This is a genomic window from Microbacterium sp. SYP-A9085 (genome assembly GCF_009649635.1).
Taxonomy (GTDB): Bacteria; Actinomycetota; Actinomycetes; order Actinomycetales; family Microbacteriaceae; genus Microbacterium.
Genome location: NZ_WJII01000004.1, coordinates 1 through 25,781 on the forward strand (window position 1 = coordinate 1; position 25,781 = coordinate 25,781).

Sequence of the window (25,781 nt, forward strand, 5' to 3'; positions counted from 1 at the left end):
CGACATCGACCGCGGCATCCTGCTGTGCCGGTTCCACCACATGCACCTGCACCACGGACGCTGGCGAATCACCCGGGACGGGACACGCGACTTCGTGCTGCACCCACCCGGCGGGGCGCCACCCATCATCCTGACCACCCGGCTCGCCCGCCAATACCTCTGGCGGACCACCCCACCACCGCCACGCTTCACACCCGCCGCCGCCTGACGCCCAAGGGCAGGGCCCCGTTCGCGATCTCATAGGCAGACGTCGTCACATCCACGCCCGCGACCCGCCGCCACGGCGCCTACAGCGGCATCCCGTAGAATCGAACGTCGGGCCCGCCACGAGCCCGAACCCCTCACGAACGGAACCTCGACACATGGCATCCACCGCAGACATCCGCAACGGCGTCGTCCTCAACCTCGACGGTCAGCTCTGGAGCGTCGTGGAGTTCCAGCATGTCAAGCCCGGCAAGGGCGGAGCGTTCGTGCGCACCAAGCTCAAGAACGTCGTCAGTGGCAAGACGAACGACAAGACGTTCAACGCGGGCTCCAAGGTCGAGATCGAGAACGTCGACCGCCGCGACTTCACGTACCTGTACAGCGACGGCGACGGATTCGTCTTCATGGACGCCAGCGACTACGACCAGATCACGGTCCCCGCCGCCGTCGTCGGCGACGCGAAGAACTTCCTCCTGGAGAACCAGGCCGTCACCATCGCGCTGCACAACGGCAACCCGCTGTACGTCGACATGCCGGCATCCGTGGTCCTCGAGATCACGTACACCGAGCCGGGCCTGCAGGGCGACCGCTCGTCGGCTGGCACCAAGGCCGCCACCGTCGAGACCGGCTACGAGATCCAGGTGCCGCTGTTCCTGGAGACCGGCACGAAGGTCAAGGTCGACACCCGCACGGGCGACTATCTCGGCCGCGTCAACTGAGACGCCGCCGCCCCGATGAGCGCACGCACGAAAGCGCGCAAACGCGCGCTCGACATCCTGTTCCAGTCCGACGTCCGCGGTGACGAGATTGCGACGATCCTCGCCGCCGAGGCAAAGCGCGCGGCGAACGAGCCGGCCCGCGAGACGTCCTGGCTGTACGCGCGGGAGATCGTCGACGGCGTCATCGACAACAAGCCCGAGATCGACGAGCTGATCACCACGTTCGCGAAGGACTGGTCGCTGGCACGGATGCCGGCGGTCGACCGCGCACTGCTGCGCATCGGCGCCTGGGAGATCCTCTACAACGACGAGGTGCCCACGGCCGTCGCCATCGACGAAGCGGTGGAGCTCGCGAAGGAGTTCTCCACGGACGACTCGGGAGCCTTCGTGCACGGCGTGCTCGCGCGCATAGCGCGCTCGTCGTAGCGCGGAACCCCGGATGTCGCCGGGGCGGAGTGGAATGGACCTCGTGACCGCACCGTTCGTCGACCCCGAGCACCTCCGCCGCGCCGCGGACGGGTTCGGATTCGTGCGCGGCATCGACTACTTCCGCACCGGCGCCGTGCAGCGCATCGACATCCCGGACCCGTCCACCGTCACCGGCGCCGTCCGCGGCAGCGGCGCACAGCTGTACCGCACCCTCATCCGGCTGGATGCCACCGGCCGGATCCTGGCCACCAGCTGCTCGTGCCCGATGCGCTCGGGCTGCAAGCATGTGGTCGCCACGATCCTCGCGAGCAACGAACGCGCCGCTGCGCCGACGCGGCCGCCGAAGCCCGCCGAGACACGCCCGGGAGCGAGCGCGCGGCCGACGTGGCGGGATCTGCTCGACGGCGGCGACACGCCGAGCCGGGAGACGAGCCCGCTCGCCCTCGGCGTCGAGCTCCGGCAGCGCGAGGCGACTGCCGCGCGCTGGGCTCCGCGCAAGGTCGTCACGGCGACCGCGCGCAGCGTGTCCACTTCGCCCGGCGAGCTGCTGGTCGGCCTGCGGGCGCTGACCCGCAGCCGGTCCACCGGCAACTGGATCCGCGGCGACCTCACGTGGGACACACTGCGACGTGCGGACACCGTCTTCCTCGACGAGCACGTGCAGTGGATGCGGGAGCTGCACAGCATCGCTCGCGACCAGCGGGTGACCGGTCCGTTCGCCGATGTCTCGGACTGGCTCACTCTCGACACCGTCGCCTCGGAACTGGTGTGGCCGCACCTTGCCGCAGCGGCCGCCCGCGGCATTGAGATCGTCGCGGCGGGCAAGGGACAGGATGTCCATCTCGCCGCCTCCGGGGACGCGTCGATCACTGTCGCCCGTGACGCCGACGCGTTGCGGTTGGTGCCCGAGGTGCGGTTCGACGGCATCCCGGTCGACCCGTCTCACGTGCGCCCGGTGGCCGCCACCGGCGCGTACGCGTGGAGCATCCACGGCGGCCGGATCTCGCTGACCCTCGCACCGGTGCCGCTCCCCGCTCCGGTCCGCGCCCTGCTCCGCACGCCCGAGGGGATGGCGGTGCCGGCCGCGGAGCGGGAGGAGTTCCTGCGCACCGGCTATCCGCGCCTCGCGCGCCGTGCGCGCGTCACGGCCGGCGACGGCGTGCGCCTTCCCGAGCCGGCGCCGCCGACGCTCGAGGCGACGGTGACTTTCCGCCCGCGGGATGTCGTCGAGGTCGAACTGGCATGGGCGTACCCTTCCGGCGATCGGTTCCCGCTGGAGGGGGCCGATCCCGACCGGGATGCAGACGCGGAAGCGGAGATCGCCGCCCGCGTCCGTGACGCGTGGGCCGCGACCGCGCCGGTGCCGTTCACGGCCCGGATCAGCCTCGAGGGGATCGAGGCGGCCGAATTCGTCTCCCGCACCGTTCCCGCCCTGGAGGAGACCGTCGGCGTCCGCGTGGTCATCAAGGGGCCCCGCCGCACGTATCGGGAACTCACCGGCGACCCCGAGATCACCGTCTCCACGGTCGAGAGCACCGATCCGGACTGGTTCGATCTCGGCATCCTCGTCACGATCGACGGCCGCACCATCCCGTTCCAGCCGCTGTTCACCGCGCTCGCGAAGCGGCGCACGAAGCTCCTGCTCGTCGACGGCAGCTACTTCTCGCTGCGACATCCCGCGCTCGACCGGCTCCGCGAGCTGATCGACGAGGCGGCGGAGCTGGCCGAATGGGAGACCGGGCCGCGGATCAGCCGCTACCAGACGACGCTCTGGGAGGACTTCGAAGATCTCGCGGATGTCGCAGCGCCGGCCGTCTCGTGGCGCGCGGCCGTCGAGGGACTCCGCGATACCACCCGGATCGACCCCACCCCCGTTCCTGCCGGGCTGCGCGCCGAGCTGCGGCCATACCAGCAGGCCGGGTTCCACTGGCTCGCGTTCCTGTGGCGGCATCGCCTCGGCGGCATCCTCGCCGACGACATGGGGCTCGGCAAGACTCTGCAGATGCTCGCGTTCCTGGTCCATGCCTGCGAGACGGGGGAGCAGAGGCCGTTCCTCGTGGTGGCGCCGACGTCGGTGCTGGCAACCTGGCGGGACGAGGCCGCCCGGTTCGCCCCGGAGTTGCGGGTCGCGGTCATCGACGCGACCCGGGCGCGCCGCGGCGGCGGCATCCCGACCGATGTCGATGTCGTCGTCACGTCGTACACGCTGCTGCGGCTGGACGAGGCCGAGTTCGCCGGAGTGGGGTGGGCCGGGGTCGTCCTCGACGAGGCGCAGTTCGTGAAGAATCCCGCGACGAAGCTGCACAAGGCCGTGGCCGCGCTCACCGCCGACGTCACGTTCGCGATCACGGGAACGCCGATGGAGAACACCCTCGCCGAGCTGTGGGCGCTGCTGTCGCTCACGTCGCCGGGGCTCTTCCCGTCGGCGCGGCGGTTCCGCCAGGAGTACATCGGCCCCATCGAGCAGGGCAAAGTCCCGGAGAACCAGGAGGGCACGCCGTACCGGGCGGCGCGCCTGGAGCGGCTGCGCCGCCGGGTGCGCCCGCTCATGCTCCGGCGCACGAAGGATCGGGTCGCCGCCGAGCTGCCGCCCAAGCAGGAGCAGGTGCTGCACATCGAGCTGGCGCCCGCGCACCGGGCCGTGTACGACACGGTGCTCCAGCGCGAACGGCAGAAGGTCCTCGGGCTGCTCGAGGACCTCGACAAGAACCGGTTCATCGTGTTCCGCTCACTCACACTGCTGCGGCTGCTGGCCCTCGCTCCGGCCCTGGTCGATGCGACCCACGCGCGCATCCCGTCCGCGAAGCTGCAGGAGCTGACCGCGCAGATCGCCGAGCTCGCCGCCGAGGGGCACCGCTGCCTCGTCTTCAGCCAGTTCACGTCGTTCCTGGCGCTGGCCGCGCAGAGCCTGGATGTCGCCGGCATCCCACACGAATACCTCGACGGGTCGACGCGACGCCGCGCCGACGTCATCACGGGCTTCCGCGCCGGGGACGCGCCGGTGTTCCTGATCAGCCTGAAGGCCGGCGGATTCGGGCTGACCCTCACCGAGGCCGACTACGTGTTCCTCCTGGACCCGTGGTGGAATCCGGCCGCGGAGGCGCAGGCCGTGGACCGCACGCACCGGATCGGGCAGACGCGCAGTGTGTTCGTGTACCGGATGATCGCTACCGGCACGATCGAGGAGAAGGTCCTCGCCCTGCAGCAGCGCAAGGCGCGCCTGTTCCGATCGGTGATGGACGACGACGACCTTTTCGCGAGGGCGCTGAGCGCCGACGACATCCGAGCCCTGTTCGCCGAGTGATCCTGCCCGGGCCCTCTCGGGCGCCCGCGTAGACTTCTGTCCCGAGCCATGCAGAAGGAGTTTCATGCGGATCACGGGCCTCGGCCACGCCGGGATGTTCATCGAGACGGCAGGCGGAAGCATCATCTGCGACCCCGTCATCGGCCCCAGCTTCTACGGGTCGTGGTTCCCGTTCCCCGACAACCGGGGCCTCGACTGGGAGCGCTTCGGGCGCGCCGACTTCCTGTACATCTCGCACCGCCACCGCGACCACTTCGACCCGCGGCTGATGCAGCGCTACATCCCCAAGGACATCCGGGTTCTGCTGCCCGACTACCCGACCGACGACCTCGAGGACGACATCCGGGGACTCGGATACACGAACATCGTCTACACCGAGGCCGGCGTCCCCATGCAGTTCGGTGCGCTGAAGCTCATGATCACACCGTTGCGGGCCCCGAGCGACGGGCCCATCGGCGACTCGTCGCTGTCGCTCGACGACGGCACGGCCAGCATCCTGAACCAGAACGACTCGCACCCTCTGGACCTGGAGAAGCTGCTGGGCTTCGCCAAGCCGGAGGCGTACTTCACGCAGACATCCGGCGCCATCTGGTGGCCGATGGTGTACGACCTGCCGCAGGACGCCAAGCAGAACTTCGCGCGCCTCAAGCGCGACGCGCAGAACAAGCGCGCCATGTACTACATCGAGAAGGTCGACGCCGAGCATGTGTTCCCGATGGCGGGTCCGCCGATGTTCTTGCGCGACGAGCTGTTCCGGTACAACGGCTGGGGTGCCGAGGACGACGCCATCTTCACCGACCAGGCGCAGTTCCTCGCGCACATGCGCGAGGTGCGCCCGCAGCAGAAGGGCCACCTGTTCGTGCCGGGCACGCAGGTCGACCTGAACGACGGGGAGTTGCGGATCACGCAGACGCTGTACACGGATGCCGAGATCGACCGCATGTTCACCCGCAAGTGGGAGTACCTGGCCGAGCAGCAGGCCGCGCGCCAGCAGGAGCTGCGCGACGAGGAGGCATCCCGTGCCCCAGTCCTCGCGCCGGCCGAGATGCTCGGCGAGCTGAAAGCCTGGTGGGAGCCGCTGCTGCGCAAGTCCCGCACTATCCGGCTGGGCGTCGGGGGACCGGTGCGGATGACGATCGGCGCACTGGACCTGGTCGTCGACTTCCCCAAGGCGAAGGTGCGCGAGTATGCGGAGGAGGACTGCGAGTTCTGGTACACGATCCCCGCCGACCTCGTCTCGACCAACATCCGCGACCACGAGATCGACTGGTCGAACTCGATCTTCCTGTCCATGCAGTTCGCCGCCGGACGCAAGAGCAAGTTCAACGAGTTCATCTACACGTTCTTCAAGTGCCTGTCGAACGACCGCATCGAGTACGTCGAGAACTGGTACTCCGAGCAGGCCGACACGAGCGAGGATGTCCAGCTCGGCGACTGGATGGTGCAGCGGCGGTGCCCGCATCTGCGAGCGGACCTGTCGAAGACCGGGAAGATCGAGGACGGCGTGCTGACCTGCAGCATGCACGACTGGAAGTGGGATCTGGCCTCCGGCCGGTGCCTGACCACGCAGGGGCATCCGATCCGCTCTGAGGCGTGCCCGGTCACCGACGCCGCACTCCGCCACGCCGGCTGACCCGCCCCGCGAGGCAGCCCCGAAACTCGCGAGACAGCCCCGAAACTCGCGAGGCAGCCCCGAAACTCCCGAGGCAGCCCTTTGACAAGGGGGATGCCTCGCGGAGTTGGGGGATGCCTCGCGGAGTTGGGGGATGCCTCGCGGAGTTGGGGGATGCCTCGCGGAGTTGGGGGCCTCGCGGGACGGGGTAGGGTGGGGAAGGAAAGCAACCTTTAACCCCGTCCTGTGAGGCGGAGAAGGGAGCGACGATGAGCACGCGCACCGTGCTTCACGACGCCGACATATCGCGCGCACTGACTCGGATCTCCCACGAGATCCTGGAGTCCAACAAGGGCGCAGACGGCCTCGTCATCTTGGGGATCCCCACCCGCGGCGTCACGCTGGCCGACCGCGTCGCCAGCCTCATCGGCGGCATCACCGGCACCCCGGTCCCGGTCGGGGCGCTGGATGTCACGATGTACCGCGACGATCTGCACCGCCACCCCACACGCACGCCGCAGCCGACCTCGATCCCGCCGGGCGGGATCGACGGCCGCACCGTCGTCCTCGTCGACGACGTGCTGTTCTCCGGCCGCAGCATCCGCGCCGCCCTGGACGCGCTGCAGGACATCGGCCGGCCCACCGCCGTGCGCCTCGCGATCCTCGTCGATCGCGGTCACCGCGAGCTGCCGATCCGGCCCGACTTCGTCGGCAAGAATCTGCCGAGCGCCCGCGAGGAGCGCGTCAACGTGCGTCTGACCGAGGTCGACGGCGCCGAGGAGGTGACGATCGAGTCATGAGGCACCTGCTCGACACGAAGACGCTCGCCCGCGAGGACGCGCTGCGGATCCTGGATGTCGCCGAGGACATGGCCGACACGCAGCGCCGCGAGGTCAAGAAACTGCCCACACTGCGCGGCAAGACCGTCGTGAACCTCTTCTTCGAGGACTCCACGCGCACCCGCATCTCGTTCGAGGTGGCCGCCAAGCGCCTGTCCGCGGACGTCATCAACTTCTCCGCGAAGGGATCCTCGGTCTCCAAGGGCGAGTCCCTGCAGGACACCGCACAGACGCTGCAGGCGATGGCCGCGGATGCCGTCGTGATCCGGCACGGCGCCTCCGGCGCCCCGCGCACCCTCGCCACCAGCGGCTGGATCAGCGCGGGCGTCGTGAACGCCGGCGACGGCACGCACGAGCACCCCACGCAGGCGCTGCTGGACGCGTACACGATCCGCAAACGCCGCTACGGCGACGACAGCCGAGGCCGCGACCTCGCCGGACTGCACGTGACGATCGTCGGCGACATCCTGCATTCGCGGGTCGCCCGCTCGAACGTGTGGCTCCTGGACACCCTCGGCGCGGAGGTCACCCTGGTCGCGCCGCCCACGCTGGTGCCGCAGGATGTCTCGGCCTGGCCGGTGCGCGTGGGCTACGACCTGGACGAGGCCGTGGCGGCGGGTCCGGACGCGCTGATGATGCTGCGCATCCAGCTGGAGCGCATGAACGCCTCGTATTTCCCCAACGAACGGGAGTATTCCCGCCGCTGGGGCCTTGACCCTGAGCGTTTCGCGGCACTGCCGCAGAGTACGATGGTCATGCATCCCGGTCCCATGAACCGCGGCTTGGAGATCTGCGCACAGGCAGCGGACTCGCCCCGGTCCACCGTGCGCGACCAGGTGACCAATGGAGTGTCGGTGCGCATGGCCGCGCTGTACCTGCTGCTGGCGGGGGAGCGCGGCGACGCGGGTACCGGCGCGCAGCCGCAGCAGAAGGAGGACGCACGATGACCGAGGCCCTCCTGCTGCGGGGCGTGCGTCCCGACGGCGGCGCCCCCACCGACATCCTCGTCGCCGACGGGCGCATCGCCGAGATCGGCACCGGCGTCAGCCACGCCGGCGCCCGCGAGATCGACGGCGACGGCCTCATTGCGCTGCCGGGCCTCGTCGATCTGCACACGCACCTGCGCGAGCCGGGCTACGAGGCCTCCGAGACCGTCCTCACCGGGTCGCGCGCCGCGGCCGCCGGGGGATACACCGCCGTGTTCGCGATGCCGAACACCTCGCCGGTCGCCGACACCGCCGGCGTCGTCGAGCAGGAGCTCGCGCTCGGCGAGGCCGCGGGGCTGGTGACCGTGCAGCCGATCGGCGCCGTCACGGTCGGGCAGAAGGGCGAGCGGCTCGCCGAGCTCGGCGCCATGGCGGCATCCCGCGCACAGGTGCGGGTGTTCAGCGACGACGGATTCTGTGTCTGGGACCCGCTGATCATGCGGCGCGCGCTCGAGTACGTGAAGGCGTTCGACGGTGTGATAGCGCAGCACGCGCAGGACCCCCGGCTCACTGAGGGCGCCCAGATGAACGAGGGCAGCGTCTCGGCCGAGCTGGGACTGGCGGGCTGGCCCGCCGTCGCCGAGGAGGCGATCATCGCCCGCGACGTGCTGCTGGCCCAGCACGTCGGCTCCCGCTTGCACGTGTGCCACCTGTCCACGGCCGGCTCGGTCGACCTCATCCGGTGGGCCAAGAAGCGCGGCATCGCCGTGACCGCCGAGGTCACCCCGCACCACCTGCTGCTGGACGAGGAACTCGTCCGCGGGTACGACCCGCGGTTCAAGGTCAACCCGCCGCTGCGCCGCCGGGAGGACGTCCAGGCGGTCCGCGAAGGCCTCGCCGACGGCACGATCGACATCGTCGCCACCGACCACGCCCCGCACCCGGACGAGGCCAAGAGCTGTGAATGGCAGGCCGCCGCGAACGGCATGGTGGGCCTTGAATCCGCGCTGCGCGTCGTGCACGCCGCGATGGTCGACACCGGCCTGCTCGACTGGGCGGACGTCGCCCGCGTGATGTCCCGCACCCCCGCCCGCATCGGCCGGCTCGCCGGGCACGGGCGTCCGCTGGCCGTCGGCGAGCCCGCCGAGCTCACGCTGTACGACCCGCGCGTATCCGCGGTGTTCGGCGACGCCGACCTGCACGGCCGCAGCCGCAACTCGCCGTACCGCGGCCGCACGCTGCCGGGCAGCGTGCGCTGGACCATTCACACGGGCCGCGTCACCGTCGCCGACGGCGAGCCGGCCGAGGTGCTCGCATGACCCGCGAAGGCGCCCTCATCCTCATGATCGCCATCGCCGTGATCCTGCTCGGGCTCATGGCCTGGGCGTGGTGGCGCCGTTCCCGGCGCGACGCGACGCCGCTGACGGTGGCCGTGCTGCCCGCCGACGCCGAGATCCGCGCATGCTTCGACGGCATGTACGTCGCCACTACGCGGGAGGGCGAGCCCCTGCAGCGGCTGGCCGCGCCCGGCCTCGCGTTCCGCTCGAAGGCCGTGATCGTCGTCGCCGACGCCGGCGTGGCGCTGCAGATGCCCGGCCAGACCGACACCGTGCTGCCCGCCGAGCGCATCGTCGCCGTCACGCAGGCGACGCTCGCCATCGACCGCGTCGTCGAGCGCGGCGGCCTCGTCCGCGTCACCTGGCGCACCGACCCCGGTGCGACCGTCGACACCTACCTGCGAGCACGGGATGCCTCGGCGGCGATCCTCGCCGACAGCATCCGCCCGCTCATCCCGACCCCTCCGACAGGACCCACCGCATGACCCTCACCGCAGACCCCGCCATCCTCGTGCTCGAAGACGGCACCCGCCACCGCGGGCGCGCGTACGGCGCCCGCGGCACGACCCTCGGCGAAGTGGTGTTCGCGACCGGGATGACCGGGTACCAGGAGACGCTGACCGACCCCTCCTACGCCGGCCAGATAGTGCTGCAGACGGCGCCGCACATCGGCAACACGGGCATGAACGACGAGGACCCCGAGTCGCGCCGCATCTGGGTCGCTGGGTACATCGTGCGCGACCCCTCCCGCGTCGTTTCGAACTGGCGCGCGGACACCTCGCTGGACGCCGCCCTGGTCGCCGACGGCATCGTCGGGATCAGCGGCGTGGACACCCGCGCCGTGACCCGGCACATCCGGTCGGCCGGCAGCATGCGCGGAGGCATCTTCTCCGGCGCGGATGCCGCCCTCGACCCGCAGGAGCAGCTGCGTCAGGTCCGTGAGGCGCCGCAGATGGCGGGACTGAACCTGTCTGCCCAGGTGTCCGTGGCCGACGCCGTGATGGTGCCGGCGCGCGGCGAGCGCGTCGGCAGCGTCGCGCTGATCGACCTCGGCATCAAGCAGGCGAGCATCGAGAACCTCGCCTCCCGCGGCTTCGACGTGCACGTGCTGCCGCACGACGCCACGTACGAGCAGCTGGCCGCACTGGGCGTGGACGCCGTCTTCTACTCGAACGGGCCCGGCGACCCCGCCGCCGCCGACGACCAGGTTGCGCTCCTGCGCCGCGTGCTGGATGACCGCATCCCGTTCTTCGGGATCTGCTTCGGCAACCAGCTGCTGGGCCGCGCCCTCGGCTTCGGCACGTACAAGCTGCCGTTCGGCCACCGCGGGATCAACCAGCCCGTGCTGGACAAGGCCACCGGCCGCGTCGAGATCACCGCGCACAACCATGGATTCGCCGTCGACGCGCCGCGCGAGGGCATCACCGACAGCCCCAACGGGTACGGCCGCGTCGAGGTGAGCCACATCGGGCTCAACGACAACGTCGTGGAGGGGCTGCGGGCCCTGGACATCCCGGCGTTCTCGGTCCAGTACCATCCCGAGGCCGCCGGCGGTCCGCACGACGCCAATCACCTCTTCGACCGGTTCGCTGACATGGTGCGCACGCACCGGGAGGACGCACACTGATGCCCAAGCGCGACGACATCCACTCCGTCCTCGTGATCGGGTCCGGCCCGATCGTGATCGGCCAGGCCTGCGAGTTCGACTACTCCGGCACCCAGGCGTGCCGGGTGCTGCGCGCCGAGGGCGTGCGCGTCATCCTCGTCAACTCGAACCCGGCGACGATCATGACCGACCCCGACTTCGCCGACGCGACCTACATCGAGCCGATCACGCCCGAGGTGATCGAGACGATCATCGCGAAGGAGCGCCCGGACGCCATCCTGCCCACGCTCGGCGGGCAGACAGCGCTGAACGCCGCGATGGCGCTGTACGAGCGGGGGATCCTCGCGAAGTACGACGTCGAGCTCATCGGCGCGCGGCCCGACGCCATCGAGAAGGGCGAGAACCGGCAGATCTTCAAGGAACTGGTGATCGAGGCCGGCGCGGAGGTCGCCGCCAGCCGCATCTGCCACACGGTGGACGAGCTGCTGGCCGGCGCCGCCGAGCTCGGCTACCCGCTCGTGGTGCGCCCGAGCTTCACGATGGGGGGCCTCGGCTCCGGATTCGCGTACGACGAGGAGGACCTGCGTCGCATCGGCGGGGCGGGCCTGCACGACTCGCCCACGCACGAGGTGCTCCTGGAGGAGTCGATCCTCGGCTGGAAGGAGTACGAGCTCGAGCTGATGCGCGACGCCGCCGACAACACCGTCGTGGTCTGCTCGATCGAGAACGTCGACCCGGTCGGCGTGCACACCGGCGACTCGATCACCGTCGCCCCCGCCCTCACGCTGACCGACCGCGAATACCAGGAGATGCGCGACATCGGCATCGAGATCATCCGGCGGGTGGGGGTGGACACCGGCGGGTGCAACATCCAGTTCGCCGTGGACCCCGCCACCGGGCGGATCATCGTCATCGAGATGAACCCGCGCGTGTCCCGCTCGTCGGCGCTCGCGTCGAAGGCCACCGGCTTCCCGATCGCGAAGATCGCGGCCAAGCTCGCGATCGGCTACCGCCTGGACGAGATCCCGAACGACATCACCCGGGTGACGCCGGCGAGCTTCGAGCCGACGCTGGATTACATCGTGGTGAAGGTGCCGCGCTTCAACTTCGAGAAGTTCCCGGCCGCCGACCGGACGCTCACCACCACGATGAAGTCCGTCGGCGAAGCCATGGCGATCGGCCGCAACTACACGACGGCGCTGCAGAAGGCGCTGCGGTCGCTGGAGAAGCGCGGCTCCAGCTTCCACTGGGGCGACGAGCGCCGCACGGTGGACGAGCTCATCGAGCAGTCGAAGACCCCCACCGACGGCCGGATCATCCTCATCCAGCAGGCGCTGCGCTTCGGCGCCACCGTGGAGCAGCTGTTCGACGCGACCGCGATGGACCCGTGGTTCCTCGACCAGATCGTGCTGATCAACGAGGTCGCGGACGCCGTCCGGGACGCCGCGGAGCTGGATGCCGACATCCTGCGCCTCGCGAAGGACCACGGCTTCAGCGACGTGCAGCTCGCTCAGCTGCGGAACCTGACCGAGGCCGAGGTGCGCGGCATCCGGCACGGACTCGACGTGCGGCCCGTGTACAAGACCGTGGACACCTGCGCGGGGGAGTTCCCCGCGCTGACCCCGTACCACTACTCCAGCTACGACACCGAGACCGAGGTGACGCCGTCCGAGCGCACGAAGGTCGTCATCATCGGGTCCGGGCCCAACCGGATCGGCCAGGGCGTCGAGTTCGACTACTCGTGCGTGCACGCGTCGTTCGCGCTGTCCGACGCCGGATTCGAGACCGTCATGGTCAACTGCAACCCGGAGACGGTGTCCACCGACTACGACACCAGCGACCGGCTGTACTTCGAGCCGCTGACGCTTGAGGACGTCCTCGAGGTGCTGTACGCCGAGTCGCGCTCCGGGACGATCCTCGGCGTCGTCTGCCAGCTCGGCGGGCAGACCCCGCTGGGTCTGGCGAAGGGCATCCAGGACGCCGGCTACACGATCCTGGGCACGAGCCCCGCCGCCATCGACCTCGCCGAGGAGCGCGGCCTCTTCAGCGGGATCCTGGATGCCGCCGGTCTCGTCGCCCCCCGCCACGGGACCGCGATCGACGTCGACGGCGCGGTGACTGTCGCCGAGCAGATCGGCTACCCGGTCCTCGTGCGTCCGAGCTTCGTGCTCGGCGGGCGCGGGATGGAGATCGTGTACGACACCCCGAGCCTGCGCGACTACTTCGACCGGATCGGCGAGGCCGCCATCATCGGTCCCGGCAAGCCCCTGCTGGTCGACCGCTTCCTGGACGACGCGGTGGAGATCGACGTCGACGCGCTGTTCGACGGCGAGGAGCTGTTCATCGGCGGCATCATGGAACACCTGGAGGAGGCCGGCATCCACTCCGGCGACTCCAGCTGCGCGCTCCCGCCGATGAGTCTCGGCCGCACCGAGATCGACCGGGTCCGCGAGGCCACGCTCGGCATCGCCGCCGGGGTCGGCGTGCGGGGCCTGTTGAACGTGCAGTTCGCGGTCAGCGCCGGCGTTCTCTACGTGATCGAGGCGAACCCCCGCGCAAGCCGCACCGTGCCGTTCGTGTCCAAAGCGCTCGGCACGCCGCTCGCGAAGGCCGCAGCCCGGATCATGGCGGGCGCCACTATCGCGCAGCTGCGGGACGAGGGGATGCTGCCGCCCGACGGCGACGGCTCCGCCGTCGACCTCGGCGCGCCGGTGGCGGTCAAGGAGGCGGTGCTACCGTTCAAGCGGTTCCGCACCGCCGAGGGCAAGACCGTCGACTCGGTGCTCGGCCCCGAGATGCGCTCCACGGGGGAGGTGATGGGCTTCGACCGCGATTTCCCCACGGCGTTCGCGAAGAGCCAGGCCGCCGCGTACGGGGGGATCCCGCGCACCGGGACGGTGTTCATCTCCGTCGCCGACTCCGACAAGCGCGCCGTGATCCTACCCGCTCACCGGCTGCAGCAACTCGGCTTCACGCTCGTCGCCACCGAGGGCACCGCCGAGATCCTGCGGCGCAACGGCATCCAAGTCACCGTGGTGAACAAGTTCAGCCAGACACAGGGTACCGGGCAGCGCAACATCGTCGACCTCATCGACGAAGGCGCGATCGACATCGTCGTGAACACACCCAGCGGGATGTCGGCGCGCGCCGACGGGTACGAGATCCGGGCTGCCGCGGTCGCCGCCGACAAGGCGCTGTTCACCACGATCGCCACCCTCGGCGCAGCAGTGAGTGCGCTGGATGCCATCGGTGACGGGTTCGCGGTGCGCAGCCTCCAGGAGTACGCCCGGGATCGGGCGGTGGTGGTGGCGTGACCGGCTTCGGCGAGCGGACCCGCGCCGCGCTGGCGCGGTTCGGCTGCCTGTGCGTCGGGATCGACCCGCATCCGTCGCTGCTGGCCGCGTGGGGTCTTTCCGAGACCGCCGAGGGCGCCCGCGCGTTCGGGATGCGGGTCGTGGATGCCGCAGCCGGCCGGGTCGGGATCGTGAAGCCTCAGGTGTCGTTCTTCGAGCGGTACGGCGCTGCCGGGTATGCGGCGCTGGAGGACGTCCTGCGGGCCGGGCGCGACGCGGGCCTGGTCGTCATCGGCGATGCGAAGCGCGGCGACATCGGATCGACGATGGACGCGTACGCGCAGGCGTGGCTGACGCCCGGCGCGCCCCTCGAGGTCGACGCGCTCACCGTGAATCCGTTCCTCGGCGTGCAGGCGCTGGCCGGCGCGTTCGACCTCGCCGCGTCGGCGGGCAAGGGCGTCCTGGTGCTCGCCGCGACCAGCAACCCGGAGGGCGCGGGTGTGCAGCGGGCGCGCCTGGCCGACGGGGCCACCGTGTCCGGCGGCATCGTCGCGGACGTCTCGGCCCGGAATGCCGCGCACACCCCTGCCGGCGCGTGGGGCGACCTTGGCTTCGTGATCGGCGCGACGGTGGACTGGACCACCGCCGGGCTGCCGGTGCCGCAGCCGCCCACGCCGATCCTCGCGCCCGGCTTCGGCCACCAGGGGGCCGTGCCGTCCGAACTGGGCCGACGCTTCGGCGCCGCCGCGCCGACCGTGATAGCGACCGAGAGCCGCAGCATCCTGTCCGCCGGACCCGACCGGCTCGCGGACACCATCGCCACGCGTGCAGAGGAGTACATCCGTGGTTGACGCGAAGAACCCTCCCGAGGTCGACCGGGTCGCGGCATCCCGGAAGGCGATCGCCGCGCGCCGCGGCCGCGCGAGCCTCAAGCGCGACCTCGGCACCCGCGTCGTCACGCCGCAGGACGTCATGCGCCGAGTCGACCGCGACCCTGCTGCCGCGACGCTGCGGATCACCGAATTCCTCACCGCGCTGCCGGCCATCGGCGAAGGCAAACGCGACCGGATCCTCGCCGAGCTCGGCATCTCGCCGGTCAAGCGCCTCGGCGGGCTCGGCGTCCGGCAGCGCCGGGCGGTCGCGACCTGGCTCGACCGGCGCTTCCCGGAACCCCAGCCCCGCGCCGGACGCAGCCGGCTGCTGGTGCTGGCAGGACCCACCGCCGTCGGAAAGGGCACCGTCGCCGCGCAGATCCAGGCCGCGCACCCCGAGCTGCTGCTGTCGGTGTCGGCCACCACCCGGCCGCCGCGCCCCGGCGAGGTCGACGGCACCCACTACTACTTCGTCGACGACGCCTCGTTCGACCGCATGGTCGAGAACGGCGAACTGCTCGAGCACGCCACTGTGCACAACAAGTATCGCTATGGCACCCCCCGGATGCCGATCGAGCGGGCCCTCGCCGATGGACGGTCCGTGCTGCTGGAGATCGACCTGCAGGGCGCACGGCAGGTGCGCCGCGCCGAGCCGTCCGCGACCCTCGTGTTCCTGCTGCCGCCGAGCTGGGACGAGCTCGTGCAGCGGCTGGTCGGCCGCGGCACCGAGGACGCCGAGGAGCGCGCCCGGCGTCTGCGCACCGCGAAGGTGGAACTGGCCGCGCAGGGCGAGTTCGACTACCGCGTCGTGAACGACGACGTCGCCCGGGCCGCCGCGGACGTCGCCGCGCTCGTGCGCCGGGTAAACTAGGTCCATTCGTCCCTCAACCAGGAGGTTTCCCATGGCCGGAACAAACCAGGGCATCATCGAGCCGCCCATCGACGACCTTCTGCAGAAGGTCGACTCGAAGTACCAGCTGGTCATCTACGCCGCCAAGCGCGCGCGGCAGATCAATGACTACTACTCGGACCTGCACGAGGGCAACCTGTTCGACAACGTCGGACCCCTGGTTGACTCGACCGTCGAGGACAAGCCGCTGACGATAGCGCTGCACGAGATCCACGAGGACAAGCTCCGCCTGCGTCAGGCCGAGTAGGTCATCCGCCGTCATCCAGTGCCCCCGGCCGCCGTCCTGTCGGCGGCTGGGGGCATACTGGTGCCCGTCCGAGTTCTGCCATTGGGAGCATGATGACGCAGCTGCGCCTGTTCACGTCCGAGTCCGTCACCGAGGGGCACCCCGACAAGATCTGCGATCAGATCAGCGACAGCATCCTCGACGAGCTCCTGGCGAAGGACCCGGCCAGCCGCGTGGCCGTCGAGACCATGGTGACCACGGGCCTGGTCCACGTCGCCGGAGAGGTGCGCACCGAGGCGTGGGCGGATGTCCCGGCCACCGTGCGCGCGGTCGTGAACCGGATCGGCTACACCTCCAGCGAGACCGGCTTCGACGGCGACTCGTGCGGGGTGAGCGTGTCCATCGGCGAGCAGTCCAGTGACATCGCCGCGGGTGTCGACCGCGCCCTCGAGCATCGCGATGCCGGGTCCACCGACCCCAACGACCGACTGGGCGCAGGCGACCAGGGCATCATGTTCGGGTACGCCACCACGGAGACGCCGCAGTTCATGCCGATCACGGCATGGACCGCGCACCGCCTCGCAGAGCGGTTGAGCGAAGCGCGCCGCAGCGGGGCCCTGCCGTTCCTGCGCCCGGACGGGAAGACGCAGGTCACCGTCGGATTCGAGGGCGACATCCCGCGCACGATCGAAACGGTGGTGCTGTCCACCCAGCACAACCCCGACATCTCGATCGCGGCGTTGCGTGCCGCCGTGCGCGCCGAGGTGATCGACCCGATCCTGGAGACCACGGGCCTGGACGCCTCGCACACGGACTTCTACATCAACCCCGCCGGTCCGTTCGTGATCGGCGGGCCCAAGGGCGACGCGGGCCTGACCGGTCGCAAGATCATCATCGACACGTACGGCGGGGCGGCCCGGCACGGCGGGGGAGCCTTCAGCGGGAAGGACCCGTCGAAAGTCGACCGCTCCGGCGCGTACGCGATGCGGTGGGCCGCGAAGAATGCGGTGGCCGCCGGCTTCGCGCGGCGGCTCGAGCTGCAGGTGGCGTACGCAATCGGCAAGGCGAGCCCTGTCGGCCTGTACGTCGAGACGTTCGGCACCGGGGCGCTTCCCGATGAGGTGATAGCCCGCGCCATCCGCGAGGTGTTCGACCTGCGGCCGCGCGCGATCATCGAACAGCTCGACCTGCTGCGGCCCATCTACGCGCAGACGGCCGCGTACGGACACTTCGGCCGCGACCTGCCCGACTTCACGTGGGAGCGCACCGACCGCGTCGACGAGCTGCGCCGCGCCGCCGGGATCTGACATGCCCGCGCGCCGCGTCGCCCGCGTGCTCGTCGACTCGCCGCTGCCGCAGCTGGACCGGCTGTTCGACTACGCGATCCCGGACGCACTGAGCGCCGACGCTCAGCCGGGTGTCCGGGTCAGGGTGCCGCTGCGCAGCGCCGGCCGCGTCGTGGAGGGCTTCTTCGTCGAGGAGGGCGATCCGGATCCGGCGGACCGCCCGCTGTCGGACCTGGAGGCGGTGATCTCCCCGGTCTGCGTGCTCCCGGCATCCCTGTACGCCCTCGCGCGACGTGTCGCCGACCGGGCAGCCGGGGGAGCGGGAGACATCCTGCGCCTCGCCATCCCGAAGCGGACCGTGCGCGCCGAGAAGACCTGGCTGGCCGCTGCGCCGCCGGACGCCCCCGTCGTGGACGACGCATCCGTCGCCGCCACGGACGCCGTGCTTGCCGCGTTCCCGGCCCTCTCGGAGCTGCTGGCGGCCCGCGGACGCGCCGCCGTCGACGCGTCCCCGCGTCTGCACCGCCTGCCGGACGGGACAGATGTCGGGGCGTGGGCCGTCCTGATCGCGGCCGCCGCCGCCCGCACCCTCAGCGGCGGGGCGAGCGCCGTCCTCGTCGCGCCGGACCACCGCGATCTCGACCAGCTGCAGCGCGCGCTCGAGGCCTTCCTGTCCGCAGACGCAGTGGTGCGCGTGGACGCGCGGCAATCCGGGCCGGAGCGGTACAGCGCCTACCTGCGCATCCTGTCACCCGCCCCGTGCGTCGTGCTGGGCAACCGGTCCGCCGTGTACGCGCCCGCGCACGAGACCGGACTTCTCGCGCTGTGGGACGATGGCGACCCGCTGCTTTCCGAGCCGCTGAGCCCCGGCGTCCACGCGCGCGACGCCGCACTCGTCCGGCAGGAGCTCGACGGCTGCGCCCTCCTGCTCGCGGGGCACACCCGCACCACCGACGTGCAGCGGCTCGTGGACGCGGGCTGGGTGACGGATGCCGCCCCCGCCCGGCGCATGTCGCCGCGGATAGTGCTGTCCGCCACCCGGGAGGGCGAGGCGCGTGGCGCGCGCGTGCCTTCGGCCGCTTTCGCCGCGGCGCGGGAAGGACTGCGCACCGGGCCCGTGCTCGTCCAAGTCGCTCGGCCCGGGTACGCCCCGAGCCTCGTCTGCGCCGAGTGCAGGCGCCCCGCCCGCTGCCCGCAATGCGGCGGCCCGCTGCGCGCCCACCGCCACGGCGCGGTGCCCGACTGCGCGTGGTGCGGCCGGTCCGCCCACGGCTGGACGTGCGGATCGTGCGGCGGGGAGCGGGTGCGGATGGCGTCCTCCGGCAGCGAGCGCACTGCGGACGAGCTCGGACGGGCGTTCCCCGACACCCGGGTGATCCTCGCCGACGGCGACCACCCCGTGGCCCGCGTCGACGACAGGCCCGCCCTCGTGATCGCCACGCGCGGCGCCGAGCCCATCGCCGCGGGCGGTTACCGGGCGGTGCTCCTGCTGGACGGAGACCGGATGCTGCAATCTGACGACCTCCGGATCGGGGAGTCGTGTCTGCGCTGGTGGTCGAACGCGGCGGCCCTGGCGACACCGGGCGCGCCGGTGCACCTGGTCGGCGTGGCCGGCCCGGTCGCCCGCGCCCTGGCCACGTGGACGCAGCCGGGCTACGCCCGCGGCGAGCTCGCCGAGCGCACACCGCTGAAGATGCCGCCTGCCGTACGCGTGGCCACACTGGAGGGAACGCCGCGCGAGCTCGAGGCGGCGCTTGCCGCCGTACGCACCGCGGTCCCCGCCCTCGGCGCCGACGCCGTCCTCGGCCCGGCGCCGGTCGCGGACGGGCTCGCCATGCGCGCTCTCGTGCGCTTCGGCTACGGGCAGGGCCGCCCTGTGGCCGAGGCCCTCCGCGGGGCGGTGGTGGCGGCGGCGCTGCGCACCCGCCGCCCCGCGAAGGGTGCGCCCGCGGGGCCCCGGAATACACTCAAAGTGCGGGTCGACGTGCTCGATCCCGAGCTGTGACATCCGCGAGGAGGACCATGCGTCTCGTGTTCGCCGGCACCCCCGCCGCCGCCGTCCCATCCCTGCGCCGCCTCGCGGCATCCCGCCACGAGATCGTCGCGGTGCTCACCCGCCCCGACGCCCCGCAGGGCCGCCGGCGCGTGCTCACACCATCCCCGGTGGCGGCCGCGGCCGAGGACCTCGGGCTGCCGATCCTGAAGACCGCGACGCTGGGTGACGCGGCCACCGCGGTGGTGCAGCAGCACGCTCCCGACCTCGGCGTCGTGGTCGCATACGGGGGCCTGGTCCGCGAGCCCCTGCTGTCCGCGCCCGCGCACGGCTGGGTGAACCTGCACTTCTCGCTGCTGCCGCGCTGGCGGGGCGCCGCCCCCGTGCAGCGCGCCCTCATCGCCGGCGATCAGACGACCGGTGCGACGGTGTTCCGGCTGGTACGGGAGCTGGACGCCGGCGACGTGCTCGGCGAGGTGCGGTACGACGTGCCGGGGCAGGCCACCGCCGCCGACGTCCTCGACGCTCTCGCCCACCGCGGCGGCTACCTGCTCGCCGACGTCGTCGACGCCATCGCCGACGGCACCGCCGTGCCGCGGCCGCAGACCGGCGCGCCGACATCCGCGCCCAAGCTGACGCTCGAGGACGGCCGCCTGCGCTGGGAGGAGCCCCTGGAGCGGGTCCTCGCGCGCTGGCAGGGCACGACCCCCGAGCCGGGGGCGTTCACGACAGTGGACGGCGCGCGGCTGAAGATCCTCGTGCTGCGCGCGGGGGACCGAGACGTCCCGCTCGCGCCCGGACGCATCGCCGAGGACGGCGGCGACATCCTGATCGGCACCGGCACCGAGCCCGTCGTCGTCGAGCGCGTGCAGCCGGCCGGCCGCAGCGCGATGTCCGCCGCGGACTGGTGGCGGGGGCTGCGCGCCGACGAGCCGGTGGCGGGGTCGTGACCGGCACCACGGCCCGGGACGTCGCGTACGACGTCCTGCGCGCCGTCCGCGCGGACGACGCCTACGCGAACCTGCTGCTGCCGCGGATGATCGAGCGTGCGGGTCTCGCGCCGGCCGACGCGGCGCTGGCCACCGAGCTGACGTATGGGACGCTGCGCCGCCAGGGGACGTATGACGCCGTCGTGGCGGCCGCCGCCGACCGCCCGGTCGCCGAGATCGACCCGCAGGTCCTGGACGCGCTGCGCCTGGGCGTGCACCAGCTGATGTCCACGCGGATAGCGTCGCACGCCGCCGTCAACGAGACAGTGCAGCAGGTGCGCACGAGCGCCGGCCGACCCGCCGCGGGATTCGCCAACGCGGTGCTGCGCCGCGTGTCACGCGACACGCCCGGACAGTGGCTGGCCCGCATCGAGCAGAGTGCGCGATCCGACGACGAGCGGCTGTCGCTGCGCACCGCGCATCCGGTCTGGATCATCCGTGCCTTGCGACGGGCGCTGGCCGCCGAGGACCGCAAGGACGAGCTGGACGCCCTGCTGCAGGCCGACAACGCGGCCCCCCACGTCACGATGGCCGCCCTCCCGGGACTGATCGCCCTCCCCGATGGGGCCCCGCGCACGCCCTACTCCCCGTTCGGGTTCGTCCCCGGCTCCGGTGACCCGGAGCCGCTCATCCGGGCGTCGGGCGGCCGACTGCGCGTGCAGGACGAGGGATCGCAGCTGGCGGCGCTCGCCCTCACGCGCGCGCTGCCGGTCACGGCGGGGGAGCGCTGGCTGGATCTGTGCGCCGGACCCGGCGGGAAGACCGCGATCCTCGCCGCGGAGGCCCTCGCGCACGGCGCGCGGCTCGAGGCGAACGAGCCGGTGCCCGCCCGTGCGGGACTCGTGCGCCGTGCCCTCGCCGCGGTGCCGCTGGACGTTCCGGTGTCCGAGGAGGACGGCCGCCTGCGCGCGGCATCCGGCGGGTACGACCGGATCCTTGTGGACGCGCCGTGCACCGGGCTGGGTGCGCTGCGCCGCCGCCCGGAGGCCCGCTGGCGCAAGACGCCCGCCGACGTGCCGGCGCTGACCGCGCTGCAGACCGACTTGCTGACGGCCGCCCTGGACGCCGTGCGCCCCGGCGGCGTCGTCGCGTACGTCACCTGCTCGCCGCACCTGGCCGAGACCGCCGGGGTCGTCGCCGAGGTGACCCGCACGTTCGGCGACCGGGTGGCGGAGCTGGACGCCCGCGCTGTCGTGCAGGCCGTGTCCCGCACCCGCCTGGATCTCGCCGTCCCGGCGAGCGGGTCGGGGCGCGCGCAACTGTGGCCGCACCGGCACGGCACCGACGCGATGGCGATCACGCTGCTGCGCCGCGTCCGCTGACGGCCGCGCGGCCCGGATCCGCCCGACATAATGGGGACGTGTCCGACGCGCCGCGCATCAACCCCAGCATCCTCGCCGCCGACTTCGCCGACATGAGGGCCGAGCTCGCCCGCATCGGGGGCGCGGACTTCGTCCACGTCGACGTGATGGACAACCATTTCGTGCCGAACCTCACATTCGGCCCGCAGATGGTGGAGCGTATCCAGGCCACCAGCCCGGTTCCGCTGGACGTGCACCTGATGATCGACGACCCGGACCGGTGGGCGCCCGGGTACGCCGAGCTCGGGGCGGCGTCCGTGACGTTCCACCTCGAGGCGGCGAACGAGCCCGTCGCTCTCGCCCGCCGGCTGCGCGCCATCGGCGCGCGGGCGGGGATCGCGGTCAAGCCGATGACCCCGGTCGAGTCGCTGTTCGACATCCTCGACGACGTCGACCAGATCCTCGTGATGACCGTCGAACCGGGGTTCGGCGGTCAGTCGTTCATGCCCGAGACGATGCCCAAGCTCCGGCGCCTGTCCGACGAGGCCCGCCGGCGCGGGTCGTCCGTGTGGCTGCAGGTGGACGGCGGGATAAGTCCGGACACCATCGCGCAGGCCGCCGACGCCGGCGCCGACACGTTCGTGGCGGGCTCCGCGGTGTTCGGCGCCGACGACCCCGACCGGGCCATCGCGGCCCTCCGCAAGCTCGCCGCCGCGCACACGCACTGACCGGGGCCGCCGTCACGCGGTCCGGGTGACGGCGCCGGTTCGGTACCCTTGCAGAGTGAAGACGTTCGACTCCCTGTTCGCAGAACTGTCCGAGAAGGCGGCGGCCCGTCCTGCCGACTCCGGCACCGTCGCGGAGCTGGACGCCGGCATCCATGCGATCGGGAAGAAGATCGTCGAAGAGGCCGCCGAGGTGTGGATGGCCGCCGAATATGAGACGACCGACGCCGCCGCCGAAGAGATCTCCCAGCTGCTGTACCACCTCCAGGTCATGATGCTCGCGAAGGGACTGTCGCTTCAGGACGTATACCGACATCTGTGATGTCGTCCTCACCGTCCCCAGAATCGACCAGGAAGACACCCATGCTGCGAATCGCCGTGCCCAACAAGGGCTCGCTGGCCGAAACGGCCGCGGAGATGCTGGCGGAGGCCGGATACACCGGCCGCCGCGACCCCAAGGACCTGCACGTCATCGACCCCGGCAACGACGTCGAGTTCTTCTACCTGCGCCCCCGCGACATCGCCACATACGTGGGCTCCGGGGCGCTGGATGTCGGCATCACCGGCCGCGACCTGCTGTTGGACGCCCGCGCCCGCGCCCGCGAGGTCGAGGCGCTCGGGTTCGGCGACTCGACGTTCCGGTTCGCGGGTCCTCCCGGCCGCTTCCAGAGCGTCGCCGATCTCGACGGCGTGCGCGTGGCCACCGCCTACCCGGGACTCGTGGACGCGTACCTCGATGAGCAGGGCGTCGCCGTCGACCTCGTACCGCTGGACGGGGCCGTGGAGTCCGCCGTCGGGCTGGGCGTCGCGGATGCCGTCGCCGACGTCGTCTCGACGGGGACGACGCTGCGCCAGGCGGGACTGGAGGTGTTCGGACCGGTCATGCTGCAGTCCGAGGCCGTCCTCATCGCCGGCCCCCGCGACGCCGACGGCACACAGACGCTGCTGCGGCGGCTGCGCGGCGTGATGGTCGCCCGCCGGTACGTCCTCATCGACTACGACCTGCCCGCGAACCTCGTCGACCAGGCCGTCGCTCTGGCTCCCGGCATCGAGTCCCCGACGATCTCGCCGCTGCGCGACCCCGAGTGGGTTGCCGTGCGGATCATGAGCCCGCGCCGGTCCGTGAACAACGTGATGGACAGCCTGTACGCGCTCGGCGCCCGAGCGATCCTTGTCACCGCCATCCACGCCGCGAGGCTGTGATGCCGCTGGCGTGCCGGGTGATCCCGTGCCTGGATGTCGCCGCCGGCCGGGTCGTGAAGGGCGTCAACTTCCAGAACCTGCGCGACATGGGCGACCCGGTCGAACTCGCGCGGGTGTACTTCGACCAGGGCGCCGACGAGCTGACGTTCCTCGACGTGACGGCCACCGTCGACGACCGCGCCACGACATACGACGTCGTGCGGCGCACCGCGGAGGAGGTGTTCATCCCGCTCACCGTGGGCGGCGGAGTCCGCTCCTCCGACGACGTGGCCCGCCTGCTCGGCGTCGGCGCGGACAAGGCCGGGGTGAACTCCGCCGCCATCGCGCGTCCGGCGTTGATCGACGAGATTGCGGACAGGTTCGGGGCGCAGGTGCTCGTGCTCTCGCTCGACGTGAAGCGCTCGGCATCCGCCGCCTCCGGCTTCGCCGTGACCACGCACGGCGGGCGGGTGGAGACGGCGCTGGACGCGCTGGACTGGGCCCGTGAGGCCATCGAGCGCGGCGCCGGCGAGCTGCTCGTGAACTCGATCGACGCCGACGGCACGAAGCAGGGCTTCGACCTGGATCTGATCACGCTAATGCGCGAAGTGTCCTCGGTCCCGGTGATCGCCTCCGGCGGCGCCGGCGCACCGGAGCACTTCCCGCCGGCCGTGCGGGCGGGGGCGGACGCGGTGCTGGCAGCCTCGGTGTTCCACTCCGGGCAGCTCACGATCGACGACGTGAAGCGCGCGCTGGCAGCCGATGGCGTCCCGGTGCGCGGGACGGAGAAGGCACAATGAGCGCGTCACCCGACGACGGCATCGCCCGCGTGGCGTTCGACGACCGTGGACTTGTCCCGGCGATCATCCAGCAATGGGACACCCGTGAAGTGCTCATGCTCGGCTGGATGGACGCCGAGGCGCTGCGCCGCACGCTCACCGAGGGACGCGTCACGTTCTGGTCGCGGTCCCGGCAGGAGTACTGGCGCAAGGGCGACACGTCCGGCCACATCCAGCTCGTCCGCGGCGTGCGGCTGGACTGCGACGGCGACACCGTGCTCGTCGCGGTCCAGCAGGTGGGCGCCGCCTGCCACACCGGAGACCGCACGTGCTTCGACGCCGACGACCTCGACCCCGTGATCGGCGGACGCCCGTGACGGCCCGGGCCCGCCTGCTCAGCGTCCTCGGCGTAGTGCTGTGCGGGGCGCTCGGCGTGATGTCGTCGACGCAGACGTGGCTGCACGTTCAGCTGGCGGGATCGGCCGCGCACGACCTCGTCGTCAGCGGTGCTGCCGCGCTCCCGGTGCTCGCGCCGCTGAGCCTTGCCGTGCTCGCGCTCGGCGCCGCCCTGTCGATCGTCGGTGTCGTCCTCCGGTACGCATTCGGGGGACTGGCACTGGTCATCGGCGCTGTGCAGGCGGTGCTGACCGGGCACGTCGTGTTCGCCCATCCGACCTCCGCCGTCGCGCGCACCGTCACCGACGCCACCGGCATCACCGGCTCGTCGGCCGTCGCCGACCTCGTGCAGAGCATCACCGCGACGGCATGGCCGGTCGTCACGCTGGTCGTGTGGGCTGTGTTGTGCGCGGTTGCCGTGCTGGTCCTTTTCACCGCGCGGCGGTGGGGAAGCACCGGCCGCAAGTACCGGACGGATGCCGCGCCCCGCGCCGCCGGGCCGCTGGACGCCGTCGACTCGTGGGACGACCTGTCCCGGGGCGAGGATCCCACCGGCGAACCAGACCCCCGCTAGACTTGAGCCCGGACGCGGCCCGTCGCGCCCGCACACGAAGGAGCCCCATGAGCAACCCCATCGCCGACCCCGGCCACGGACACTCACCGGCCGCGTGGACCGCCGTGATCATCATGCTGATCGGGGTAGCGGTCGGCACGACGGCGTTCTTCCTCGACGTGCCCTGGCTGGTGTGGGCGTGCGTGGGCGTCGTGGTGGTCGGACTTATCGTGGGATGGGTGCTGTCGAAGGCGGGCTACGGCATCAACGGTCCGAAGTACCAGCCCAAAGACCATTGAG

24 protein-coding genes and 1 pseudogene are annotated in these 25,781 nt (G+C 71.7%); all 25 read left to right on the forward strand.

Annotation, left to right across the window (positions count from 1 at the left end; all coding sequences use genetic code 11):
• Positions 1-208, forward strand: a pseudogene (locus GH740_RS13880) (HNH endonuclease); the annotation flags it as partial.
• Between the two features lie 154 nt (positions 209-362).
• The gene (gene efp, locus GH740_RS09120) at positions 363-923 is read left to right on the forward strand and encodes an elongation factor P (RefSeq protein ID WP_153745825.1); all 561 of its coding nucleotides are present in this window, start codon (positions 363-365) and stop codon (positions 921-923) included.
• Positions 924-938: 15 nt separating this feature from the next.
• A complete protein-coding gene (gene nusB, locus GH740_RS09125; protein ID WP_153745826.1) occupies positions 939-1,349 on the forward strand; it encodes a transcription antitermination factor NusB in 411 nt (136 codons plus the stop codon).
• A 34-nt stretch (positions 1,350-1,383) separates the two neighbouring features.
• Positions 1,384-4,656 (forward strand): DEAD/DEAH box helicase, encoded by a 3,273-nt coding sequence (locus GH740_RS09130; protein ID WP_153745827.1) that lies wholly within the window; start codon positions 1,384-1,386, stop codon positions 4,654-4,656.
• Between the two features lie 64 nt (positions 4,657-4,720).
• A complete protein-coding gene (locus tag GH740_RS09135; protein WP_153745828.1) occupies positions 4,721-6,289 on the forward strand; it encodes a Rieske 2Fe-2S domain-containing protein in 1,569 nt (522 codons plus the stop codon).
• A gap of 248 nt (positions 6,290-6,537) precedes the next feature.
• Entirely contained in the window at positions 6,538-7,068 is a 531-nt protein-coding gene (gene pyrR, locus GH740_RS09140; protein WP_153745829.1) for a bifunctional pyr operon transcriptional regulator/uracil phosphoribosyltransferase PyrR, read from the forward strand.
• Complete coding sequence (locus GH740_RS09145) at positions 7,065-8,054, forward strand: aspartate carbamoyltransferase catalytic subunit (protein WP_153745830.1); 990 nt, start codon at positions 7,065-7,067, stop codon at positions 8,052-8,054. Before pyrR ends, GH740_RS09145 begins: the two co-directional genes overlap by 4 nt.
• Positions 8,051-9,352 carry a dihydroorotase gene (locus tag GH740_RS09150; RefSeq protein ID WP_153745831.1) on the forward strand — a complete coding sequence of 434 codons (1,302 nt, stop codon included), beginning with the start codon at positions 8,051-8,053 and terminating at the stop codon, positions 9,350-9,352. Before GH740_RS09145 ends, GH740_RS09150 begins: the two co-directional genes overlap by 4 nt.
• Positions 9,349-9,855, forward strand: coding sequence for a hypothetical protein (locus GH740_RS09155; RefSeq protein WP_153745832.1), 507 nt, complete (start codon positions 9,349-9,351; stop codon positions 9,853-9,855). Before GH740_RS09150 ends, GH740_RS09155 begins: the two co-directional genes overlap by 4 nt.
• Positions 9,852-10,997, forward strand: coding sequence for a glutamine-hydrolyzing carbamoyl-phosphate synthase small subunit (gene carA / locus GH740_RS09160; RefSeq protein WP_153745833.1), 1,146 nt, complete (start codon positions 9,852-9,854; stop codon positions 10,995-10,997). The genes GH740_RS09155 and carA overlap by 4 nt, the downstream gene beginning before the upstream one ends.
• Entirely contained in the window at positions 10,997-14,290 is a 3,294-nt protein-coding gene (gene carB / locus GH740_RS09165) for a carbamoyl-phosphate synthase large subunit (RefSeq protein ID WP_153745834.1), read from the forward strand. Before carA ends, carB begins: the two co-directional genes overlap by 1 nt.
• Positions 14,287-15,120, forward strand: coding sequence for an orotidine-5'-phosphate decarboxylase (pyrF, locus tag GH740_RS09170; protein ID WP_367641266.1), 834 nt, complete (start codon positions 14,287-14,289; stop codon positions 15,118-15,120). Before carB ends, pyrF begins: the two co-directional genes overlap by 4 nt.
• Positions 15,113-16,012, forward strand: coding sequence for a guanylate kinase (gene gmk, locus GH740_RS09175; RefSeq protein WP_367641268.1), 900 nt, complete (start codon positions 15,113-15,115; stop codon positions 16,010-16,012). Before pyrF ends, gmk begins: the two co-directional genes overlap by 8 nt.
• A 31-nt stretch (positions 16,013-16,043) precedes the next feature.
• Entirely contained in the window at positions 16,044-16,298 is a 255-nt protein-coding gene (gene rpoZ / locus GH740_RS09180; RefSeq protein ID WP_153745835.1) for a DNA-directed RNA polymerase subunit omega, read from the forward strand.
• Positions 16,299-16,390: 92 nt separating this feature from the next.
• Complete coding sequence (metK, locus tag GH740_RS09185; protein WP_153746011.1) at positions 16,391-17,584, forward strand: methionine adenosyltransferase; 1,194 nt, start codon at positions 16,391-16,393, stop codon at positions 17,582-17,584.
• A 1-nt stretch (position 17,585) separates the two neighbouring features.
• Complete coding sequence (locus GH740_RS09190; RefSeq protein WP_153745836.1) at positions 17,586-19,568, forward strand: primosomal protein N'; 1,983 nt, start codon at positions 17,586-17,588, stop codon at positions 19,566-19,568.
• Between the two features lie 17 nt (positions 19,569-19,585).
• Positions 19,586-20,506: a methionyl-tRNA formyltransferase gene (gene fmt / locus GH740_RS09195; RefSeq protein WP_153745837.1), complete on the forward strand. Its 921-nt coding sequence runs from the start codon at positions 19,586-19,588 to the stop codon at positions 20,504-20,506.
• The gene (locus tag GH740_RS09200; protein ID WP_367641272.1) at positions 20,503-21,867 is read left to right on the forward strand and encodes an RsmB/NOP family class I SAM-dependent RNA methyltransferase; all 1,365 of its coding nucleotides are present in this window, start codon (positions 20,503-20,505) and stop codon (positions 21,865-21,867) included. The genes fmt and GH740_RS09200 overlap by 4 nt, the downstream gene beginning before the upstream one ends.
• A 38-nt stretch (positions 21,868-21,905) precedes the next feature.
• Complete coding sequence (rpe, locus tag GH740_RS09205) at positions 21,906-22,574, forward strand: ribulose-phosphate 3-epimerase (protein WP_367641274.1); 669 nt, start codon at positions 21,906-21,908, stop codon at positions 22,572-22,574.
• A 55-nt stretch (positions 22,575-22,629) separates the two neighbouring features.
• A complete protein-coding gene (locus tag GH740_RS09210; protein ID WP_367641276.1) occupies positions 22,630-22,893 on the forward strand; it encodes a phosphoribosyl-ATP diphosphatase in 264 nt (87 codons plus the stop codon).
• Positions 22,894-22,934: 41 nt separating this feature from the next.
• Positions 22,935-23,774: an ATP phosphoribosyltransferase gene (hisG, locus tag GH740_RS09215; RefSeq protein ID WP_153745839.1), complete on the forward strand. Its 840-nt coding sequence runs from the start codon at positions 22,935-22,937 to the stop codon at positions 23,772-23,774.
• Positions 23,774-24,553, forward strand: a complete 780-nt coding sequence (gene hisF, locus GH740_RS09220; protein WP_153745840.1) for an imidazole glycerol phosphate synthase subunit HisF — start codon at positions 23,774-23,776, stop codon at positions 24,551-24,553. Before hisG ends, hisF begins: the two co-directional genes overlap by 1 nt.
• On the forward strand, positions 24,550-24,909 hold the full coding sequence (hisI, locus tag GH740_RS09225) for a phosphoribosyl-AMP cyclohydrolase (protein WP_153745841.1): 360 nt from the start codon (positions 24,550-24,552) through the stop codon (positions 24,907-24,909). The genes hisF and hisI overlap by 4 nt, the downstream gene beginning before the upstream one ends.
• A complete protein-coding gene (locus tag GH740_RS09230) occupies positions 24,906-25,502 on the forward strand; it encodes a Trp biosynthesis-associated membrane protein (protein ID WP_367641279.1) in 597 nt (198 codons plus the stop codon). Before hisI ends, GH740_RS09230 begins: the two co-directional genes overlap by 4 nt.
• Positions 25,503-25,549: 47 nt before the next feature.
• On the forward strand, positions 25,550-25,780 hold the full coding sequence (locus tag GH740_RS09235; RefSeq protein WP_153745842.1) for a DUF6704 family protein: 231 nt from the start codon (positions 25,550-25,552) through the stop codon (positions 25,778-25,780).
• Position 25,781: the final 1 nt, after the last annotated feature.